Origin of the sequence: Pseudomonas alkylphenolica, from assembly GCF_000746525.1 — a bacterium.
GTDB lineage: Bacteria > Pseudomonadota > Gammaproteobacteria > Pseudomonadales > Pseudomonadaceae > Aquipseudomonas > Aquipseudomonas alkylphenolica.
Genome location: NZ_CP009048.1, coordinates 2,255,941 through 2,275,631 on the forward strand (window position 1 = coordinate 2,255,941; position 19,691 = coordinate 2,275,631).

At 63.5% G+C, this 19,691-nt stretch carries 18 protein-coding genes; 7 read left to right on the forward strand and 11 right to left on the reverse strand.

The window, feature by feature from the left end; all coding sequences use genetic code 11:
• Window positions 1-2: 2 nt before the first annotated feature.
• The gene (aotJ, locus tag PSAKL28_RS10505) at window positions 3-779 is read right to left on the reverse strand and encodes an L-arginine-binding protein AotJ (RefSeq protein WP_038609829.1); all 777 of its coding nucleotides are present in this window, start codon (window positions 777-779) and stop codon (window positions 3-5) included.
• Window positions 780-939: 160 nt separating this feature from the next.
• Here aotJ and thpR point away from each other — a divergent pair, with 160 nt between their 5' ends.
• On the forward strand, window positions 940-1,488 hold the full coding sequence (thpR, locus tag PSAKL28_RS10510) for an RNA 2',3'-cyclic phosphodiesterase (RefSeq protein WP_038609831.1): 549 nt from the start codon (window positions 940-942) through the stop codon (window positions 1,486-1,488).
• A gap of 69 nt (window positions 1,489-1,557) precedes the next feature.
• On the opposite strand, the gene PSAKL28_RS10515 is transcribed toward thpR, so the two are convergent.
• From PSAKL28_RS10515 to PSAKL28_RS10530, 4 genes are all read right to left on the reverse strand, one after another.
• The gene (locus tag PSAKL28_RS10515; RefSeq protein WP_038609834.1) at window positions 1,558-3,999 is read right to left on the reverse strand and encodes a TonB-dependent siderophore receptor; all 2,442 of its coding nucleotides are present in this window, start codon (window positions 3,997-3,999) and stop codon (window positions 1,558-1,560) included.
• Between the two features lie 93 nt (window positions 4,000-4,092).
• Entirely contained in the window at window positions 4,093-5,070 is a 978-nt protein-coding gene (locus PSAKL28_RS10520; protein WP_038609837.1) for a FecR family protein, read from the reverse strand.
• Window positions 5,067-5,573, reverse strand: a complete 507-nt coding sequence (locus PSAKL28_RS10525) for a sigma-70 family RNA polymerase sigma factor (protein WP_038609841.1) — start codon at window positions 5,571-5,573, stop codon at window positions 5,067-5,069. Before PSAKL28_RS10525 ends, PSAKL28_RS10520 begins: the two co-directional genes overlap by 4 nt.
• 122 nt (window positions 5,574-5,695) lie before the next feature.
• Window positions 5,696-6,898 (reverse strand): NAD(P)/FAD-dependent oxidoreductase, encoded by a 1,203-nt coding sequence (locus PSAKL28_RS10530; RefSeq protein WP_038609844.1) that lies wholly within the window; start codon window positions 6,896-6,898, stop codon window positions 5,696-5,698.
• A gap of 299 nt (window positions 6,899-7,197) precedes the next feature.
• Here PSAKL28_RS10530 and PSAKL28_RS10535 point away from each other — a divergent pair, with 299 nt between their 5' ends.
• Window positions 7,198-7,743, forward strand: coding sequence for an RrF2 family transcriptional regulator (locus PSAKL28_RS10535; RefSeq protein WP_038609846.1), 546 nt, complete (start codon window positions 7,198-7,200; stop codon window positions 7,741-7,743).
• A gap of 126 nt (window positions 7,744-7,869) precedes the next feature.
• Here the strand turns inward: PSAKL28_RS10535 and PSAKL28_RS10540 are convergent, their stop codons facing one another.
• The gene (locus tag PSAKL28_RS10540) at window positions 7,870-8,484 is read right to left on the reverse strand and encodes a cell wall hydrolase (protein WP_038609849.1); all 615 of its coding nucleotides are present in this window, start codon (window positions 8,482-8,484) and stop codon (window positions 7,870-7,872) included.
• 135 nt (window positions 8,485-8,619) lie between these two features.
• Between PSAKL28_RS10540 and PSAKL28_RS10545 the strand changes: the two genes are divergently transcribed.
• Entirely contained in the window at window positions 8,620-9,471 is an 852-nt protein-coding gene (locus PSAKL28_RS10545) for a CAP domain-containing protein (protein WP_038609852.1), read from the forward strand.
• Between the two features lie 9 nt (window positions 9,472-9,480).
• On the opposite strand, the gene PSAKL28_RS10550 is transcribed toward PSAKL28_RS10545, so the two are convergent.
• Complete coding sequence (locus PSAKL28_RS10550) at window positions 9,481-10,926, reverse strand: SulP family inorganic anion transporter (RefSeq protein ID WP_038609855.1); 1,446 nt, start codon at window positions 10,924-10,926, stop codon at window positions 9,481-9,483.
• Between the two features lie 83 nt (window positions 10,927-11,009).
• On the opposite strand from PSAKL28_RS10550, the gene PSAKL28_RS10555 reads away from it, so the two are divergent.
• Complete coding sequence (locus tag PSAKL28_RS10555) at window positions 11,010-11,363, forward strand: SH3 domain-containing protein (RefSeq protein ID WP_038609858.1); 354 nt, start codon at window positions 11,010-11,012, stop codon at window positions 11,361-11,363.
• A gap of 90 nt (window positions 11,364-11,453) precedes the next feature.
• On the opposite strand, the gene argC is transcribed toward PSAKL28_RS10555, so the two are convergent.
• Window positions 11,454-12,386 carry an N-acetyl-gamma-glutamyl-phosphate reductase gene (gene argC, locus PSAKL28_RS10560; protein ID WP_038609861.1) on the reverse strand — a complete coding sequence of 311 codons (933 nt, stop codon included), beginning with the start codon at window positions 12,384-12,386 and terminating at the stop codon, window positions 11,454-11,456.
• 111 nt (window positions 12,387-12,497) lie between these two features.
• Here argC and PSAKL28_RS10565 point away from each other — a divergent pair, with 111 nt between their 5' ends.
• On the forward strand, window positions 12,498-13,391 hold the full coding sequence (locus PSAKL28_RS10565) for a LysR family transcriptional regulator (protein WP_038609864.1): 894 nt from the start codon (window positions 12,498-12,500) through the stop codon (window positions 13,389-13,391).
• Here PSAKL28_RS10565 and PSAKL28_RS10570 read toward each other — a convergent pair.
• Both PSAKL28_RS10570 and fusA read right to left on the reverse strand, forming a co-directional pair.
• Window positions 13,388-14,110, reverse strand: coding sequence for a GNAT family N-acetyltransferase (locus PSAKL28_RS10570; protein ID WP_038609867.1), 723 nt, complete (start codon window positions 14,108-14,110; stop codon window positions 13,388-13,390). The two genes, PSAKL28_RS10565 and PSAKL28_RS10570, sit on opposite strands and share 4 nt — an antisense overlap.
• Window positions 14,111-14,238: 128 nt before the next feature.
• Window positions 14,239-16,344, reverse strand: a complete 2,106-nt coding sequence (gene fusA, locus PSAKL28_RS10575; RefSeq protein WP_038609870.1) for an elongation factor G — start codon at window positions 16,342-16,344, stop codon at window positions 14,239-14,241.
• A gap of 186 nt (window positions 16,345-16,530) precedes the next feature.
• Between fusA and dsdA the strand changes: the two genes are divergently transcribed.
• Together dsdA and dsdC are read left to right on the forward strand one after the other, a co-directional pair.
• Complete coding sequence (dsdA, locus tag PSAKL28_RS10580) at window positions 16,531-17,883, forward strand: D-serine ammonia-lyase (RefSeq protein ID WP_038609872.1); 1,353 nt, start codon at window positions 16,531-16,533, stop codon at window positions 17,881-17,883.
• A 2-nt stretch (window positions 17,884-17,885) separates the two neighbouring features.
• Complete coding sequence (gene dsdC / locus PSAKL28_RS10585; protein WP_051939273.1) at window positions 17,886-18,863, forward strand: DNA-binding transcriptional regulator DsdC; 978 nt, start codon at window positions 17,886-17,888, stop codon at window positions 18,861-18,863.
• Between the two features lie 55 nt (window positions 18,864-18,918).
• Here the strand turns inward: dsdC and PSAKL28_RS10590 are convergent, their stop codons facing one another.
• Complete coding sequence (locus tag PSAKL28_RS10590) at window positions 18,919-19,605, reverse strand: TIGR04211 family SH3 domain-containing protein (RefSeq protein ID WP_075226487.1); 687 nt, start codon at window positions 19,603-19,605, stop codon at window positions 18,919-18,921.
• Window positions 19,606-19,691 lie beyond the last annotated feature (86 nt).

A 19,691-nucleotide genomic window follows, 5' to 3' on the forward strand; every position in this document is an offset into this window, starting at 1 on the left:
GCTTACTGGCCGTAGATATCGAACGGGAAGTATTTGCTCTGCACCTGTTGGTAGGTGCCGTTGGCGCGGATCGCGGCGATGGCGGCGTTGAGGCGGGTAAGGTTGGCGTTGTCACCCTTGCGCACGGCAATCCCGGCGCCGCGGCCAAAGTACTTCGGGTCGCTGATGTCCGGGCCGACCAGGGCAAAGCCTTGACCGGCGGGCGTCTTGATAAAGCTCTCTTCGGTATTGACGATGTCGGCGAGGGTGGCGTCCAGGCGCCCGGAGGCCAGGTCGAGGAAGGCTTCGTTCTGCGAGGCATAGCGCACCACTTCGACACCGGCGACTTCCAGCTGCTCGGTGGCGAAACGGTCATAGGTGGAGGCGCGTTGTACCCCGACTTTCCTGCCCTTGAGATCGACCAGCGGATCGTTGATCTGGCTGCCGGCCTTCATCGCGAACTTGCCGGGCGTGTGGTAGTACCTGGCGGTGAAATCGACCGATTTCAGCCGGTCCTCAGTGATCGACATCGACGACAGCACGGCGTCGATCTTGCGCACCTTCAATGACGGAATCATCCCGTCGAACTCCTGGATCACCCACTGACACTTGACCTGCATCTGCGCGCACAAGGCATTGCCGATGTCGTAGTCGAAGCCGGCAAGCTCGCCTTGCGGGGTGCGGTAGGAGAAGGGCGGGTAGGCGGCTTCGATGCCAATGCGCAGGCTGTCTTCGTCGGCCTGGGTCAATGCGCTGCAGGCACAGAGTGCCAAGGCGCCTAGAAGTCCGGTCTTGTTCATATTGTTGACTCCGGTGGTGGGGCTCAGGTGTAGATAGAAATGACATGTTTTATTTCAGAAATCAAATGCGTGAAAATAAAAATATCAGCGAGGCGACTGACGGCTGCTGGCGCGGAGCGTTAGACTGGGTGGGACGACGAAAGAAAAGGGAGGCAAGGGCATGAGCCAAGGCGATCGCGAAACCGGCGAGCCCTTCAAGCGGCTGTTTTTCGCCGTGGACTGCACACCGACGCAGCGCCGGGCCATTGCCCAGTGGCGTAGCGAACTCGGTATGGACAATGGCCGACCGGTGCCATCGGCGAATTTCCACTTGACCCTGATGTTTCTAGGCACAGCGGGCACGGCACAATTGCCGGCCATCCTCGCGGCGGCTGCGGGGGTGAAGGTGCCCGGCGAGCCACTGACCGTGGAGCTTGACCGTCTGGAGGTCTGGCGCCGGGCCAAGGCCCTGGTGCTGGCTCCGAGCCAGACGCCGGTGGCCTTGCGGCAGTTGGTCTATGCCTTGCAGCAGGCCCTGTTACCCCTGGGTTTTGCCGAGGCGCCGAGAGAGTATCGTCCGCACCTGACCCTGTTTCGCGACTTTCACGGCCCGGTACCGGAAGCGTTGGAGGCGGCGCAGTTCAGCCTGCGAGCACGTCACTTTACCTTGTTTGAATCGCGCAGAGGGCGGTACTGGCCGCTGGCGCATTGGCCGTTGCACAGGGATTAGCGGGTTGCGCATGATCGCGGGGCAAGCCCGCTCCCACCGGGTAGGAGCGGGCTTGCCCCGCGATGCGGTCTAGAACTGCGGCGTGTACTTCACGGAAAACATGAAGTTGCGCGGCTCGCCAAAGTTGTTGTTGCCACTGAGCTGGTTGTAAGCCGCCACGTAGTAGCGTTTGTCGAACAGGTTTTTGCCGTTCACCGCCAGGCTCACCTCAGGCGTCAGCTGATAGGCCAGGCGCGCATCCCACACGGCATAACCCGCTACGTCGTAGGTAGACTCGTAACCCAGGGTATGGCTTTGCGCGGTAAAGCCCAGTCCAGCGCTGACCTTGCTCCAGTCCCCCGGCAACTGGTAGTCGCTCCATACCCGCAGCATGTGTTTGGGCGTCCAGGTGCTGAAGGTCTTGCCTTCGTTCTCCGGGTCGTCCAGGTATTTGGTGGTGTTGTAGGTGTAGCCGGCAAACAGTTGCAGGCCGCTGAGTACCTCGCCGCTGATCTCGGCCTCGATGCCCTGGCTGCGCACCTTGCCGGAAGCGGTGGAGCAGTACCAGTCGTCGCAGGCAAAGCCTGAGGCCAGGTCCTGGGTCGCGCGGTTTTCCTGGTCGAAACGGAACACCGCCAGGGAGGTATTGACGCGGCCGTCGAACAGCTCGCCCTTGATACCCATTTCGTAGTTGCTGCCGATGATCGGTTTGAGCACCGAGCCACTGACGTCGCGCTCAGACTGCGGGACAAAGACGTCGGCGTAGCTGGCGTACACGGCCCACTCGCGGCTCAGGTCGTAGATGATACCGGCGTACGGCGTGACTTCACCGGATTCGGTCATGGTGCTGGTGGCATTGACGGTGGCGGCGTGGGTGATCGCGGCATAGTCAGTCGAATCGTAGGTTTGGTCGAACCAGCTGACCCGCGAACCGAGCACCAGGGTCAACGGCTCGGCGAGCTTGACCCGCCAGCTGCCGTACAGGCCTTTCTGGCGTACATCATATTCGCTCCCGGTACCACGGCCATTGGGTTTGGCCAGCAGGCTGTCGTAGTCGATGTCAGGGCGGTGGTGGTCGATATCGAACACGCTGTCGCCGCTTGCATTGAACGTGCGGGCGAAGAGGTCATCGGTGGTCAGCCTGGAGTAGTTGCCGCCCAGTGTGACCTCTTGTTCCAGGCCGAACCCCTCGAAGCGACCGACTACGTTCATGTCTACACCCACTTTGGTGGAGTCGAAATCCGTCACCCAGTCGGCATAGGTCAGACCGCTGCCATCGGGCTCCAGGCCGTCGCCGGTGGATTGCACGCGCTGGTGGGCAGAAGTGTTGGTTTCGCTCATGCGCACGGCGGCGACGCGAAACTTCCAGTCGTCGTTGAAGCGGTGTTCGAGGTCGGCGTACAGGGTGGTGACGTCGATTTCCGAGTGGTTCCAGCGCGAGCCGGTGAAGGTCGAGCGGGGGACGTCCAGGGGGCTGCCGTCGGCGTAACGCGGCAGGCCGCGCAACATGGGCCGCGACTCGGCATCGGAACGGCTGACCGCCAGGCCCAGGGTGGTGTCCTCGCGCAGGTCGAAGTCGAGGGCGCCGTACAGCGAGTGGGTCTTGCTCCATTTGTAGTCGATGAACGAATCGCTCTGGTCTTCATCGGCGACAAAGCGTCCGCGCACGGTCCCGGCGTCGTTCAGCGGGCCGCCGGCATCCAGTTGCAGGCCGTAGTGATCCCAGCTGCCGGCCTTGCCGGTAACGGTCACGGTCGGCGCGCTCTGGCCGCGTTTGCGTACCAGGTTGACCGCGCCACCCGGGCTGCCGGTGCCTTGCAGCAGGCCCGAGGCGCCGCGCAGGACTTCCATACGGTCGAAGAAAATCAGGTCCTGGGTTGCCCAGTTGCCCAGCGAGTAGGTGTTGCGCGGGATCGGCACGCCGTCGTACTGCCAGTCATCGATCTGAAAACCGCGCGAATAGATGATCAAGCCCGGGCCCACGCCCTGCAGGCCGACCAGGCCGGTGGTCCTGTTGACGGCATCCTTGAGATCGACGATGTCCTGATCGTCCATCTGCTTGCGGGTCATGATCGACACCGACTGGGGGATTTCCTTGAGCGTGTGAGTGCCCTTGCCGATGGTGATTGCCCGTGCGGCGTAGGAGCCCGAACCCTCGGTGGTGGCGCCCAGGCCGCTGTCATTGATGCTGGTGGCGCCCAGCTCCAGGGCATCGCCGGCATCGATGGTCGGGAGTACGCTGAAATTGCCCTGATCAGTCACCAGCAACTGCAGGCCACTGCCGGCCAAGGCCGTTTGCATGGCCTGCACGGCGCTCATGCGACCGGCGATTGCCGGTGCCTGCTTGCCCTGCACCAGCGCAGGGTCGAGGGAGACGATGCGCCCGCTCTGGCTGGCGATGGCATTGAGGCTGCTGGCCAGGCTGGCGGCGGGCAGGTTGAACGACAGCAGCTGTTCCTGGGCCGCTGCGCCAGTGGCAAGGCTGGCCATGGCAACGGCCACAGGAAGGGCGTGGGACCAAGGGTTGAGCACGGAATACTCCTGATGAAAAGGTGTTGTCAGGAGATAGGTGCGACGAGAAATGAAAACCGGACACAAATACGATTGATTTTCATAAATAATTTTTCAAGACGGATTTTTCGCGCGGATCAGGGTCAGCCACGGGCTGTAGTGTTCGACCCGTACCGGCAGGGTTTCGGCCAGGGCGGCGAAGGCGCGTTGCGGTTCGTCGAGGGGGAATACCCCCTGCACCCGTAGTCCGCGGACCTCAGGTTCGATCCGGACAAAACCGCGGTAGTAGGGGCGCAGCGCCTCGACCACGGCTTGCAGAGAATCATCCAGCACATTCAGGCGCCCGTTGAGCCAGTCGGCGCGGTGGCGCTGGTCGTCGCTCAGGGCTTCGATGCGCTGCGAGTGGAGCAGGGCGGCACGGCCTTCGTGGATATCCAGCTCGGCGCCATCGGGCAGTCGTGCCCGGACCGAATGCTCAAGCACCACCACACGGGTGGCGTGCGCTTCCTGGCTGACCAGAAAACGTGTGCCCAACGCGCGCACGTCGCCCTGGGCACTGCGCACGTGCAGTGGGCGCGCGGGATCGGCGGCGACCTGAATCAGCAAGCTGCCCTGACGCAGGATCAGCAGGCGTTGCTGCGCGTCGAACTGCAGGTCGACCGCGCTGTCGGCATTGAGGCTCAGACGGCTACCGTCGGCCAGAGTGAAGCTGCGCCGCTCGCCGCGACCGGTGCGCATATCGGCCAGCAGCGCTTCGCCCATTTGGCTGCGCGAGCCCAGCCACAGGCCGCCGCCAAGCACACCGAGGGCGGCAATGCTGCGCAGCAGATCGCGGCGCGAAGTGGTCGGTTGCAGCAACACCCGGCGCGCTTCCCCGGCCTGGCCCGGCGCCCGGCGGTCGAGGCTGCGCACCGTCTGGCAGGCGCCGCTGAGGCGCTCTTGCAAGCGCTTCCAGGCCTGCGCGTGAGCGGGGTCACTGGCCAGCCAGAGGTCGAACTGCGCCTGCAGCACGGCGTCGGTATTACCGGCGCTCAAGCGCACCATCCAGTCGATGGCGCCTTCGGCGGCAGGGTCCAGGCGCGGCTGCTTCATGGTGCCAGCTCGCTCAGGTAGCACTGCTGCAAGGCCTGTTTCATGTAGCGACTTACTGTGCGCTCGGACAGCTCGAGCTTGCGCGCGATGTCCACATAGCTCAGCCCGTCCAGCTGGCTGTAGAGGAAGGTGGCCTTGACGACCATCGGCAAGCCGTCGAGCACCTGGTCGATGGTCACCAGCGCTTCGATCAGCAGCAGTTGTTCTTCCGGGGAGGGCGCCAGCGGTTCGGGCAGCGCCGACAGGCGCTCAAGGTAGGCCTGCTCCAGTTGGCGGCGACGGTGGCGATCGAAGATCAGGCGACGGGCGATGGTCGAGAGGTAGGCGCGCGGTTGCTGGATGCTTTCCGGATCGACCCGGGCCGCGAGCATCTGGCAGAAGGTTTCGGCGGCGGTGTCTTCGGCGTCGGCGCGGTTGCGCAGGCGCTTGTGGATATGCTGCAGCAGCCAGCGGTGATGGTCGCTGAAAAAGAAGCCCAGTTTGCGGGTCGACGGGTTTTGCACCGGTGGCTGTCCAGACGTTAGTGAAAATCGTTCTCAATGCTACCTGTCTCTTGTCTGACAGTGCAATTGTTCGCTTCACACAACGGCAAAGGGGCCGCAGCGGCGGCCCCTCGGGTGGTGCATCAGGCAATCGGGATCAGCGGGTCGGCGGCGGCCAATGCGGTGGCGCGGTCAGCTGCTGGCGGGTAGATCCAGGTGGTGTTGATCTGGGTCTTGAGGTCTTTGGCCTCTTTGCGCAGCAATTTGACCTGGCGATCCCAACCCTCGGTGTACACCGCACCCCAGGCACCCAGGTCCAGGCAGGTAACGTACTTGGGCTGGCTGTAGGGCGTAGGTTCGACGCCGAGCAGGTCGGCGGCGACGTTGTTGCCGCTGTGACGGCCGAGGACGATGGCGTGCTGGCAGGACATCACGGCGAAATTGCCCAGTTCGTCGGTGGCGGCGTAGGCCACGTCGCCGGTGGCGTAGACGTGCTCCTGGCCTTTGACCTTGAGGTGGCGGTCGACGTGCAGGCGGCCTTGCGCATCTCGTTCGCCTGGCACTTGTGCGGTCAGCGCGCTGGCGCGCACACCGACAGTCCAGATCACGGTGTTCGCCTTGATCCGCTCGCCATCGGCGAGGGTCACGCCGTCGGCATCCACAGCCGCTACCGAGGCGTTGACCCGCCACTCGACGCCCAGGGCTTCGGACGCTTCGATGATGGTCGGGCTGATGCCTTCACCCAGGGCCGCACCGATCCTGGCACCACGGTCGACGATGATTACCCGCACCTTGGCGTCGGCACCGAGAATGGCGCGCAGGCGTTCTGGCATTTCGGTCGCGGTTTCGATCCCGGTGAAGCCGCCACCGGCCACCACCACGGTGTTGCGTGCAGCCGATTCCGGCAGCGTGGCCAGCGACTTGAGGTGCTGCTCAAGGCGCGCTGCCGATTCGATCTGGTCGACATCGAAGGCGTGCTCGTTGAGCCCGTCGATGTCGGGGCGCCATACGCCGCTGCCGGCAGCCATCACCAGGCGGTCGTAGCTGATGTCGCTGCGCTGGCCCTGGGCGTCGGTGTAGCTGACACGCTTGCCGGCCACGTCGATCTGCTCGGCAGCACCCTGGATGAAGTTCACACCCACGGCATTGAACAGGTCGCCCAGCGGCGCTTTCATCTGATGCACGTCCGGCTCGTAGAAGCGCGGACGAATGCGCAATTCGGCTTGTGGCGCGAGGACGCTGATGGCGACATCGCTACGGCCGTGCTGGTCCAGCAGGCGGGCTGCGCTGAGCGCGCTCCAGACACCACCAAAACCTGCGCCGACAATCAGAATGTGCTGTTTCATTTGTTGCTCCACAGAAAGAGATTGTTGTGTGAACGGGGGCGTTGAAGGCAGCCTTGGCTGCGCCGAACAGCTACGACTGTATTGGTCGTAGTTGTTCGGCGCAAGTATTTTTTCCTGTCGATCCGTGCAGCGATCCGGGTAACCTTGTGCTTTCACTGCTCTAATTCAGCCTTTCTTCATAGAATATGGGCGTGTGGCGGGTGGCTGAAAACCGACGTGCGGTAGCGTCTGGGGACGGCTGGAGCGTGGAAAGCCTGTAAAGGCTGTTAATATTGCGACAAAGTTAGTCGGAGATTGTCATGTCACTGTATAGCGCCGGGGTGGAGTACGGCATCCATTGCCTGGCCTTCCTGGTCGATGAGCTGGGTGATAGCCGTGAAGCCAGCGTGCGGGATCTGGCCGACCTGCAAGGTGTGCCCCAGGAGTACCTGGCCAAGGTCTTTACCAAGCTGGCCAAGGCCAAGCTGGTGGTCGCCACCGAAGGCGTGCGCGGCGGCTTCAGGCTGGCCCGGCCGGCAGACGAGATCAGCGTGCTGGATATCGTCATGGCCATCGACGGGCGCAAGATGATCTTCGAGTGCCGGGATGTGCGCGATCGCTGTGCGCTGTTTGACGGTTCGCCGCCGAGCTGGGCGCAGGAGGGCACCTGTTCCATTCATGCGGTGATGCTCACTGCACAAAAGCGTATGGAAGAAGCGCTGGCCCAGCAGACCATCCTCGACATCGCCCGGCGCGTGGGGCGCAAGGCGCCGCCGGAATTTTCAGCCCAGGTGGTCGACTGGATGAATGATCGCCGTGCAGGCAAGGCGGCCGGGGATATCCCGCTGGTGGATGTTTCCGAGTAACCCCCGGTGGGAGCAACTGTCTTGATTGAGCCAGGCCAGGACCGGTGGGAGCGGGCTTGCCCCGCGATTGAGGCTTTTCAGGCAAATCGCATCGCGGGGCAAGCCCGCTCCCACTGGCAATTGTCTCTACCGCGCCGTGCCGTTGCGCGGTTTGTAGAAGAGAAAATTCCCGGTCTCGGTGGTCTTCACATAGGTCCGCGCCCAGTCTGGCGACACATGCCGGTCATGAAAGTACAGCGCACCGCGGGTGCGGTCATCCAGTTGCCGGTTCAAGGCTTTGCGCGCGATTTCCTTGGCGATGGCATAGCGGTTTTCTTCCTGCACCGAGTCCGAGCGCCCGTCACACCACCAGGAAAACTGGCAGTTACCGGTCTCCGAGCCCTGCTTGACCACACCACAGACCGTATCGGGAAAGCCGTTGTGACCGAGGCGGTTCATCACCACGCTGGCCACCGCTTCCATGTCCGCCGGCTTGCCACCTTTCGATTCCCAGTAGATGCTGCGCGCCATGCAGGTGATGGCGTCGTCCAGGGCTGCTGCGCCAGCCGGGTCGACCGCCTGGACTTCGCTCTGGGTAATGGCTTTGCTCTTGGGCGCTGGCGGCGCATCGGGTTGCACGGCAGCTTTGTGTTCCAGTACCTGGGCCTTTTCTTCGGCCACCTGGGCTTTGGGTTCTGCGGCCAGGGTCAGCGGGGCTGAGAAGGCCAGCAGCAGGCAGACTACAATCGTTGGCAGGCGCATAGGGGACCTTTGGCAGGTGAGGGAAGCAAAACTTCCCGTTACAGGGTCGACCGCACGGTGCTCAAAACATTCCAGCTGTTCGACGACGGGTAACTTCGCGCATCATGGGCGCAGTCCGTTCCAAGGGAGAATTGCATGCGCGTCCTGTCATCCGTTCTGCGCCTGGCCAGCCTGCCGCTGGCCCTGGCGCTCGCTACCGTAGCCCAGGCCGATGAGTCGGCGCAGCTGATTGATTCGATCAACAGCTACCGCAGTCAGCCGCAGAAGTGCGATAAACAGGTATCCCTTGAGCTGCCGCCACTGGCCAGCGATCCCCGTCTGGTGCTGCCGGCTACCGGCAGCGTGGATTTGCGCTCGGCGCTGGCACAGGCCAACTACCCGATGGTCAGTGTCCAGGCCATTACCCTCAATGGTCCCCAGGATGCCCAGGCCGCGATGAAAGCGGTACAGGAAAGCTTCTGCCAGGTCGTGCTGGCCCCGCAGTTCATCGATATCGGCGTCAGCCAGCAGGGCCGCGATTGGCGTATCGTCCTGGCGCGGCCGCTGCTGGCCGGGAAGCTGGGCGACTGGCAGGCCGAAGGCCAGAAGCTGCTGACGATGATCAACAGTGCCCGCAGCCAACAGCGCCAGTGCGGCGGCCAGACCTTTGCAGCCACCACGCCGCTGGCCTGGAACGCAGTCCTGGCCGGGGTGGCTGAAAGTCATACACGGGCCATGGCCAACCAGAACTTTCTCGATCATGTCGATCGCGATGGCCGTACCCCGGGTGACCGGGCGGAACTGGCCGGCTATGCCGGTCAGGTGAACGGCGAGATCATCGCCGCTGGCCAGGACACTCCGCGCAAGGTGGTCGATGGCTGGCTGGCCAGCCCCGGCCATTGCGCCAACCTGATGAACCCGCAGTTCAGCGAGCTGGGCGCCGCCTATGCGGTCGATCCGAAGAGCGATGCCGGGATCTACTGGACGGCGATGTTCGGCGCGCCATAAGCGCGCTCTTCAGCTGTAGTGCAGGTCCGTGCGCTTGAGCAGTTGCTTGCAGCGCTCGGACAGATGCACCACGCGCAGGTGCTTGCCGTTGTTGCTGTAGCGCTCGCGCAGGGTCTTGAGCGCGGCAATCGCCGAGTAGTCGACAAAGTTCAGGTGCTGGCAATCGAGGGTCACCTGCGCCGGGTCGTTGGCCGGGTCGAACTGGTTGAGAAACGGCGTGGTCGAGGCGAAGAACAAGGTGCCGTGCACCCGGTAGAGTTTGCTGCCGTCACTTTCCAGGTGGCTGTCGGCGTACAGCTCGCGCGCTTGCTGCCAGGCGAAGTTGAGCGCGGCGATAACGATGCCGAACAGCACCGCGGTGGCGAGGTCGGTGACCACGGTGACCACGGTCACGGCGATGATCGCCAGCATGTCGTTTGCCGGCACTTTGTGCAGGACCCGCAGCGAAGCCCAGGAGAAGGTCTGCTGCGCCACCACGAACATCACCCCGACCAGCGCCGCCAGCGGAATACGCTCGATCAGCGGCGAGAGGAACAGCACGAACATCAGGATCATCACCCCGGCGACCACCCCGGACAAGCGTCCGCGACCGCCGGAGCTGAGGTTGATCGCAGTCTGGCCGATCATCGCGCAACCACCCATGCCACCGAACACACCGGAGGTCATGTTGGCCACACCCAGGGCCACGCATTCGCGGTTGGGGTAGCCGCGGCTTTCGGTGATCTCGTCGGTGAGGTTGAGGGTCAGCAGGGTTTCCAGCAAACCCACCAGCGCCATCAGGATCGCGTAGGGCGCGATGATCTTCAGCGTCTCAAGGTTCCATGGAATGTCGGGCCAGCTCGGCACCGGCAGGCCGCCGGCGATGTGGGCCAGATCGCCCAATGTGCGGGTCGGCAAATCGAGCAGGTAGACCCCGGCGCCGACGCCGAGGATTGCGATCAGCGCTGGAGGTACGCTGCGGGTCAGGCGCGGTAGCACGTAGACGATGGCCATGGTCAGCGCCACCAGGCCGGCCATCAGGTACAGCGGCGAGCCGCTGAGCCAGGCACCGTCATGCTTGAAATGCTCAAGCTGGGCCAGGGCGATGATGATTGCCAGACCGTTGACGAAACCGAGCATCACCGAATACGGCACCATGCGCACCAGCTTGCCCAGGCGCAGCAAACCGAAGGCAATCATGATCAGCCCGCCGAGCAGTACCGTGGCCAGCAGGTACTGCACACCGTGCTGCACCACCAGGGCGACGATGACCACGGCCATTGACCCGGCCGCGCCGGAAATCATCCCGGGGCGGCCACCGAGCAGGGCGGTGAGGGTGCAGATGATGAAGGCGCCGTAAAGCCCCATCAATGGATTCAGATGCGCCACCAGCGCGAAGGCGATGCACTCGGGCACCAGGGCAAAGGAGGTGGTGAGTCCGGCCAGAATGTCGGCGCGGATAGAAGTTGTTCTCATGGAGGGGAAGGCTGCCGGCGAAAAAGGCTAGGATGCTACGGAAGTTCGTGGCAGCGGACCAGTGTTCAAATGGAGGTGAACCCATGAAATTCGTGGTTGTTGCTCAGCATAGAAGCGAGTACCCAGAGCCCATTACCTTTGCCAAGGGCGCCGAGTTGGTCGTTGGCGAATGTTATGCTGGCGAGGAGGGCTGGGATAACTGGTATTTGTGCAGTACCCCCGGTCAGCAGGACGGCTGGGTGCCGGGCCAGGTGATCGAGCGCCTGGACGGCAATCGGGGCAGGGCGCTGGAGGATTATTGTGCCCGCGAGCTGGATGTTGATCCGGGCGATAGCCTGGTGGGCGGTCGGCAGTTGAATGGTTGGGTGTGGTGTCACAAGGACTCTGATGCTGCAACGGGGTGGGTGCCTTTGGCGGTATTGCGCCCGGCTTTTTGACCTGATGGGCGCTATCGCGGGGCAAGCCCGCTCCCACAGGGATTGCACAGCCCCGGTGGGAGCGGGCTTGCCCCGCGAAGCGTCTCCGGATCAGGCCATCGCCGCCAGCATCAGCTCCAGGTTCTGCACCGCCGCCCCCGAAGCGCCCTTGCCGAGGTTGTCGAACACCGCCGTCAGCAGCACCTGGCCGTGAGCCTCGTTGGCAAACACCGCCAGACGCAGATCGTTGCTGTCATTCACCGCCTGTGGATCGAGCATTGGCGCTGCCTCGCCATGTTCCAGTGCCGCCACCTGTACATAGCGCGAGCCATGATAGTGCTGACGCAGGCAGTCATGCAGGCGAGCAGCACTCACCCCGGGCGGCAGCAGGCGCGTCTGCAAGGCAATGGTCAGGGCGATGCCCTGACGGTAGCTGCCATAGCTGGGCACGAACACCGGCCGCTGCGACAGACCGGCATGCTGCTGGATCTCCGGCACATGCTTGTGATCCAGGTTCAGGCCATACACCAGCACCTCTTGCGGCGCTTGCACCCCCGGTGTTTCGTGGCGCTCGACCGCTGCACGGCCACCACCGGAATACCCCGAGACGGCATTGACGGTCAGTGGGTAATCAGCTGGCACCAACCCTGCGGCCACCAATGGTCGCAACAAGGCAATCGCGCCGGTGGGATAGCAACCAGGGTTGCTGACCCGCTTGGCCTGGGCGATTCGTTCGGCCTGCTGCTCGTCCAGTTCAGGCAAGCCATACACCCAGCCTGCCGTGGTGCGGTGCGCGGAGCTGGCATCGATCACCCGGACCTGCGGGTTGGCGATCGCCGCCACCGCCTGGCGTGCGGCGTCGTCGGGCAGGCACAGAATCGCCACATCGGCACTGTTGATCGCCTCGGCGCGGCGTTGTGGGTCTTTGCGCTCGCTGTCGGGCAGGGTCAGCAAACGCAGGTCATCACGACCGTGCAGGCGGGCGTGGATGAGCAGGCCGGTGGTGCCTTGGTCGCCATCGATAAAGACTAGAGGCTGGTGCATGGTGCTCTCAAACAATCAGTACAGGGAGTGCCTATGCTCGCGCCGATCTGGACGAAAGAAAATTTGAATATCATGATGCTGACATTCATAAATACTGAATGATTAAAGCCCATGCGTGAAATCAGCCTCGACCGCTTGCGCACCCTGGTGGTGATTGCCGACCTCGGCTCCTTTGCCCAGGCCGCGCGCGTCCTCAACCTGGCGCCGCCCACTGTCAGCCTGCACATTGCCGACCTCGAAGCGCGCATCGGTGCGCCGCTGCTGACGCGCAAGCGCGGGCAGGTCCATCCGACGACCATTGGCCAGACGTTGCTTGAACGCGCGCGCCGGCTGTTGGCCGATGCCGAGCAGGCACTGGATGAGGTGCAACGTCAGGTTCAGGGCCTGAGCGGCCGCGTGCGCCTGGGCGCGTCGACTGGTGCCATCGCCCATCTGCTGCCGCAAGCACTGGATATTCTTGGCGTGCGCCACCCCGGCATCGATGTGCAGGTGCAGGTGCTGACGTCGCGTGAGTCGGTGGGCCGCCTGCAGGATGGCACCCTGGACCTGGGGTTGGTGGCACTGCCGCAAGCGGCGGTCAAAGGCGTGCAGATCCAGCCCTGGCGCCGCGACCCGATCATGGCCTTCATTCCGCTCAGCTGGGCGCCGCCGGCGCGCATCACACCGGCCTGGCTGGCCAGTCGCGCATTGATCCTCAATGACAGCACCACACAGTTGTCACGGGTGACCAGCGAGTGGTTTGCCACGGCGGGCCTACAACCGGATGCGCGGATCCAGCTCAACTACAACGACGCGATCAAGAGCCTGGTGGCGGCCGGTTACGGTGCCACCTTGCTGCCCCATGAAGCCCGCGCACCGGAGCCCGACTCACGCTTGTGCATGCGCCCGCTGCGTCCGGGTTTGTGGCGACATCTGGGAATTGCCAGCCGCCAGGGGCAGGTCGAGCAGAGCAGCGCCTATGTGCTGCAGGTGTTGCTCGAGCTGGCGGCGCAGGACAGCCGCTAGACCAGGCGAATCCGGCTGCCGCGCTGCTGCCCGGCGCGCTCGCCCAGACGTTCCTGGACAAACGCCAGGGCCTTGCGCTCCAGCTGGTCGAGGTGGCGGTCGCGTTGCTTCTCGGCATCGACCATGGCCCGCTTGCCATGCTGCTTGAGCAAGTAGCTATGGATCTGCTGCACTTCGACCGTGCGGTAGATCGGCGCGACATCGAGCATCGCGACCACGCCATCGCTGGCATATTCGCGGGTGTTCATCAGCACCTGAGGGCCGCGTGCGGCAATCACGGCAAAACCCATGGCCTCGAAGTACGCCACCTTGTTCACCGCGCAGGCCAGCTCCGCATGGGGGTAGCGTTCGCTCATCTGCGCGAGCATGGCCCGGGCGATGCCCTGGCGGCGGTACTGGTTGTGCACGGCCAGGTAAGCCACGCTGCAGGCTTGTGGATCGTCCTGCAGCGGCAGGTACAGGAGAAAGCCGGTGACGGTGTGTGGATCTCGCGGGTCGGTAGCGACGATCAGTTCGACGCACAACTCGCCTGGGCCGCCCATGGCCTCCAGGTACTGGTGCACTTCAAAGCCGATGGCGTACTGGTAGAGGTTGTACAGCGGGTTGCTCGGGGGGATGGCGACAGCGCTGATGTCGGTCAGGTTATCGACCACCATCTGCAGGATCTGGCTCTTGATCGACTCCTCAGGCGGGGCGACAAAGTGGGTGAGGGCGAACATGAAGGCAAACTCCAAACGAAAAAGCTTGGGGCAAGTCTACAGGTCTGGCGTCGTGGGTGCAGGTTATCGCGGGGCAAGCCCGCTCCCACAGATCAACTGTGGGAGCGGGCTTGCCCCGCGAAAGGTCTTCAACCCTGTTTCTTGATGATCACATCGGCAATGCTCGCCGGCGCCTCGGCGTATTTGGTGAACTCCATGGTGTAACTGGCCCGGCCCTGGGTCATGGAGCGCATCTGTGTGGAGTAGCCGAACATCTCCCCGAGTGGCACCTCGGCGCGAACCACCTTGCCGGATGGGCTGTCCTCACCTTCCTGGATCAATCCGCGGCGGCGGCTCAGGTCGCCGAGGATATCGCCCTGGTACTCTTCGGGTGTCACCACCTCGACTTTCATCACCGGCTCCAGCAGCACCGCGCCGCCTTTTTGCGCCAGTTGCTTGGTGGCCATCGAGGCGGCGACCTTGAAGGCCATCTCGTTGGAGTCGACATCGTGGTACGAACCATCGAACACCGTGGCCTTCAGGCCGATCAGCGGATAACCGGCCAGTACCCCGTTCTTCATCTGTTCTTCGATGCCTTTCTGGATCGCCGGGATGTACTCGCGAGGCACCACGCCACCGACCACTTCGTTGACGAACTCCAGGCCTTCCTTGCCTTCTTCGGCCGGTGCGAAGCGAATCCAGCAGTGGCCGTATTGGCCACGGCCACCGGACTGGCGGACGAACTTGCCTTCGATCTCGCAGGTGTTGCGGATTTTCTCGCGATAGGCCACCTGCGGCTTGCCGATATTGGCCTCGACCCCGAATTCGCGCTTCATGCGGTCGACGATGATGTCCAGATGCAGCTCGCCCATGCCGGAGATGATGGTTTGCGCGGTTTCTTCATCGGTACGCACGCGGAATGACGGGTCTTCCTGGGCCAGCTTGCTCAGGGCGACGCCCATTTTCTCCTGGTCGGCCTTGGTCTTGGGTTCTACCGCCACCGAGATCACCGGGTCAGGGAAGTCCATGCGTTCGAGGACGATCGGCTTGTCGATGTCGCACAGGGTGTCGCCGGTGGTGACGTCCTTCATGCCGATCAGCGCGGCGATGTCACCGGCGCACACGTCCTTGATCTCGGCGCGCTGGTTGGCGTGCATCTGCACCATGCGGCCGATGCGTTCCTTCTTGCCCTTGACCGAGTTGAGCACGGCGTTGCCGGAGCTGAGCACGCCGGAGTAGACCCGGGCGAAGGTCAGGGTGCCGACGAAGGGGTCGGTGGCGATCTTGAACGCCAGCGCCGAGAACGGTTCGTTGTCGTCGGCATGGCGTTCCAGGTGTTTATCTTCGTGATCCGGGTCGGTGCCCTTGATCGCCGGGATTTCCGAGGGGGCGGGCAGATAATCGATCACCGCGTCGAGCATCAGCGGCACGCCCTTGTTCTTGAAAGACGAGCCGCAGATGGCCGGGACAATCTCATTGGCCAGGGTGCGTTTACGCAGGCCGGCCTTGATCTGTTCGTTACTCAGTTCCTGGCCGTTGAGGTACAGCTCTGTTAGCTCGTCACTGGCGTCGGCAGCGGCTTCGATCATGTGTGCGCGCCATTCATTGGCCAGGTCGAGCATGTCGGCCGGAATTTCTTCTTCGCGGTAGGTGGTGCCCTGGTCGTCTTCGTTCCAGTAAATCGCCTTCATTTTCACCAGGTCGATCTGGCCTTTGAAGTTTTCCTCGGCGCCAATGGACAACTGGATCGGCACCGGATGGTGGCCCAGACGTTTGTCGATCTGCTTGACCACGCGCAGGAAGTCGGCGCCCTGGCGGTCCATCTTGTTGACGTAGGCCATGCGCGGCACGTGGTACTTGTTGGCCTGGCGCCAGACCGTCTCCGACTGCGGCTCGACGCCATCGGCGCCACTGAACACCACCACTGCACCGTCGAGCACGCGCAACGAGCGCTCCACCTCGATGGTGAAGTCGACGTGGCCGGGGGTGTCGATGATGTTGAAGCGGTACTTGTCGGGAAATTGCTTGGTCGAACCTTGCCAGAACGCCGTGGTGGCGGCGGAGGTAATGGTGATTCCGCGTTCCTGTTCCTGGGCCATCCAGTCCATGGTCGCGGCACCGTCGTGCACTTCGCCCATTTTGTGGTTGACCCCGGTGTAGAACAGGATGCGTTCGGTGGTGGTGGTCTTGCCAGCGTCAACATGGGCAACGATGCCGATGTTGCGGTACAGCTCGATGGGGGTGGTGCGCGCCATGATGGGTCACCTGTACGTGATGCGTCAGACAATAAAGAGGGTATTCCCAAGGTAGCAGAAGTGAGCCGGCTTGCACGGCGCTGCATGGTTGAACCGGGATCATCCATGGCCTGAGTAACCATCGGTTGTAATGCACCCGGCGTCTGACGCTTAATCGTTCTATCCGCTTGCCGATGGAGCATGACAATGCCGCTGCAACAACCTGTAAACGTCTGGTGCCAGACTCATCCGCTGATCGCCGAGCTGGTGGCGTTGCGCCCGACCAGCTGGTTCAACCCGCAGCTTGCGCCAAGCGCGCAGGCCCTGGGGGATGTGCCGCTGAGCAGGCAGGACGTGCGTGAGGCCAGTGAGCGTTTGCAGCGTTTCGCGCCGTTTATCCAGTCGGCGTTTGCGCAAACAGCGGCCAGCGCCGGCATTATCGAGTCGCCCCTGTTGCCGTTGCCGGCGCTACAGGGCGTGCTGCGCGCCGAATATCAGTTGCCTGAAGGCGGTGCGCTGTGGCTCAAGGCTGACAACCTGTTGCCGATTTCCGGCTCGATCAAGGCCCGCGGCGGCATCTATGAGGTGCTCAAGCACGCCGAAGACCTGGCCCTGGCGGCCGGGCTGCTGCAGCCGGGCGATGACTACGCCAGGCTCGACAGCGACGAGGCGCGGGCCTTCTTTGGCCAGTACAGCATTGCCGTGGGCTCTACCGGCAACCTCGGCCTGTCGATTGGCATCATCAGTGCGCGCCTGGGCTTCAAGGCTACGGTGCACATGTCGGCGGACGCCCGCCAGTGGAAGAAGGATCGCTTGCGCGCCCATGGCGTCGAAGTCCGCGAATACAGCGCCGATTACAGCGTTGCGGTGGAGCAGGGGCGGCGCGAGGCCGAGGCCGACCCGCTTTGCCATTTCGTCGACGATGAGAACTCGCGCAACCTGTTCCTCGGTTATGCCGTGGCCGCCGAGCGCCTGCAGCGCCAGTTGGGTGAGCAGGGCATTACGGTGGATGCCGAGCATCCGTTGTTTGTCTACCTGCCCTGCGGTGTGGGCGGTGGTCCTGGTGGCGTGGCGTTCGGTCTGAAGCTGGTGTTCGGCGATGCGGTGCATTGCCTGTTCGCCGAGCCGACCCATTCGCCGTGCATGTTCCTCGGTGTGTATACCGGGCTGCACGATGAGGTTTCGGTGTATGACTTCGGCATCGACAACCAGACCGCAGCCGACGGCCTGGCGGTGGGCCGGCCTTCGGGCTTTGTCGGGCGGGCGATGCAACGCTTGATCGACGGTTACTACACCGTTGACGACGCCACCTTGTACCGCCAGCTGGCGCAAATGCAGGCGAGTGAAGGCCATGAGCTGGAGCCCTCGGCGCTGGCCGGTGTGTCGGGTATGGTCCGGGTGCTGCAGGAGCAACAGGGCTATCGCCAGCGCCTGGGCCTTACTGAAGAGCGCATGACACGGGCGACCCATCTGGTCTGGGGCACGGGTGGCAGCATGGTGCCGCGTGAGGAAATGGACGCCTACCTGGCCAAGGGCCGCGTCGAACTGGCCGGACAGTAACCATGCTCAACCTGCCGCCGCGCCTTGGCGCCCGTCTGACCGGGGCACAGTTTGCCAACCTGCACACCTTCGCCGTGGCCGCGCGGCACTTGAGTTTTACCCTGGCGGCCGAGGAGTTGTGCCTGACCCCGAGCGCCGTCAGCCACCGCATCGCCCGGCTCGAACAGGCGCTGGAGCAGCGTCTGTTCGAGCGTCTGACCCGGCGGATACGCCTGACCGCCGAAGGCGAGCGCCTGTACCAACTTGTGCAGGGATTGCTGGAGGACCTGGAAGAAGCCCTGCAACCTGACGCGACGGCCACCGTCAGCGGTGCGTTGACCCTCTACGCCCGGCCGTCCATCACCCAGTGCTGGCTGGTGCCGCGGCTGGCGGACTTCCAGCAGCGCTATCCGCAGATCAGCCTGGATATCCGCACTGGCAACGAGGCGGTGGATTTTCGCGCCCGGCATATCGACCTGGCGTTGCTCTACGGTGATGGCGATTTTCCCGGCCTTGCCAGCGAGCTATTGATGAGCGAACAGGTAGCACCGGTGTGCAGTCGCCAGTATGCCGAGCGTCATGGCCTGATCGATGCGCCGCCGCGCTTGCAGCAGTGCACACTCTTGCATGATGCATTGGCCTGGGATCACGCGGCGTTCGATGCCGAATGGCAGCGCTGGGCGCGTCGGCATGATGCCCTGGCGTATCTGCCAAGTGGCGGTCTGACCTTCGATCGTGCTGATCTGTGTGCGCTGGCTGCGAGCAATCATGTGGGCGTCGCCATGGGCCGTCGGCACCTGGTGCAACCCTTGATCGATCAGGGGCAGTTGATCTTGCCGTTTGGCGATTTCGAAGCGGCGGCCGGGCAGGGTTATTACCTCGTGCATCCGCCGCGCGAACCGGTGCCGGTGCGGGTACGGGTGATGATCGAGTGGTTGCGTGAGTGTGCCTCGGTGGGAGCGGCGGTGCGGCGACCCGACTTGCCCCGCGATGCGATGTGACTGACAGATTGTAATCGCGGGGCAAGCCCGCTCCCACCCGTCACCCGCCCACTTTTCAGAACCAGCGGTCGTTGCGCTTGCGCCCCCGGCTCAGGGCCGGAAGGATCAGGCCGGCGAGCAAGCCGGCACCGGCGATGCCTCCGCCATAGACCATATAGCGCATCAATACCTGTTTGTTCTCATCGCCCAGGCGTGCCTGGGTGCTGCGCAGTTCCGACTGGGTGTCGCTCAATTCGCTATTGAGCGCCTTGTTACGGGCTTCCAGTTCATCGATCAGGGCTTTGCGCGAGTCGAGGGTTTCCTGCATGCCCTGCACGCGGGTCTTCCAGCTGTCGTCGATGGTCTTGAGCTGCGCGCTCAACTGGCCGACCTGTTCGGTCAGCTGCGGCAGGCGTTCGGCCTGGCCGGGAACCGCCTGCAGGTCGCTGCTGGTGATCCAGACGATATCGCCGGACTCGCCACGCACCTGGCTGTAGTTGCCCTGGGTGTCGAGCAGGGTGACTTTCTGCCCGGACTTGAGGTTACCGACGATCCGGTGGCCGTTGGTTGGCCCGCTGCGCACGTAGGTGGTCAGGCTGTCGCTGACCCAGCGTTCGTTGCTGGTGGGCGCTTCTTCGGCCTGCGCAGTGGCGCTCAGGGCAATCAGGGCGCCGATCAGGCCGATGGCAAGTCTGTTGCGCGGGCGCAGGGAAGAAGTGAAAACAGGGGCATGCGCCGCAGGAACAGGACGAGAGATAGGCATGATGGTCTTCGCGTGAAATAAAAAATATAGCCCGATGATTGGGCCGGTGAACACGGGCGAGCACGCAAGCCGCCAGCTGAAAGACC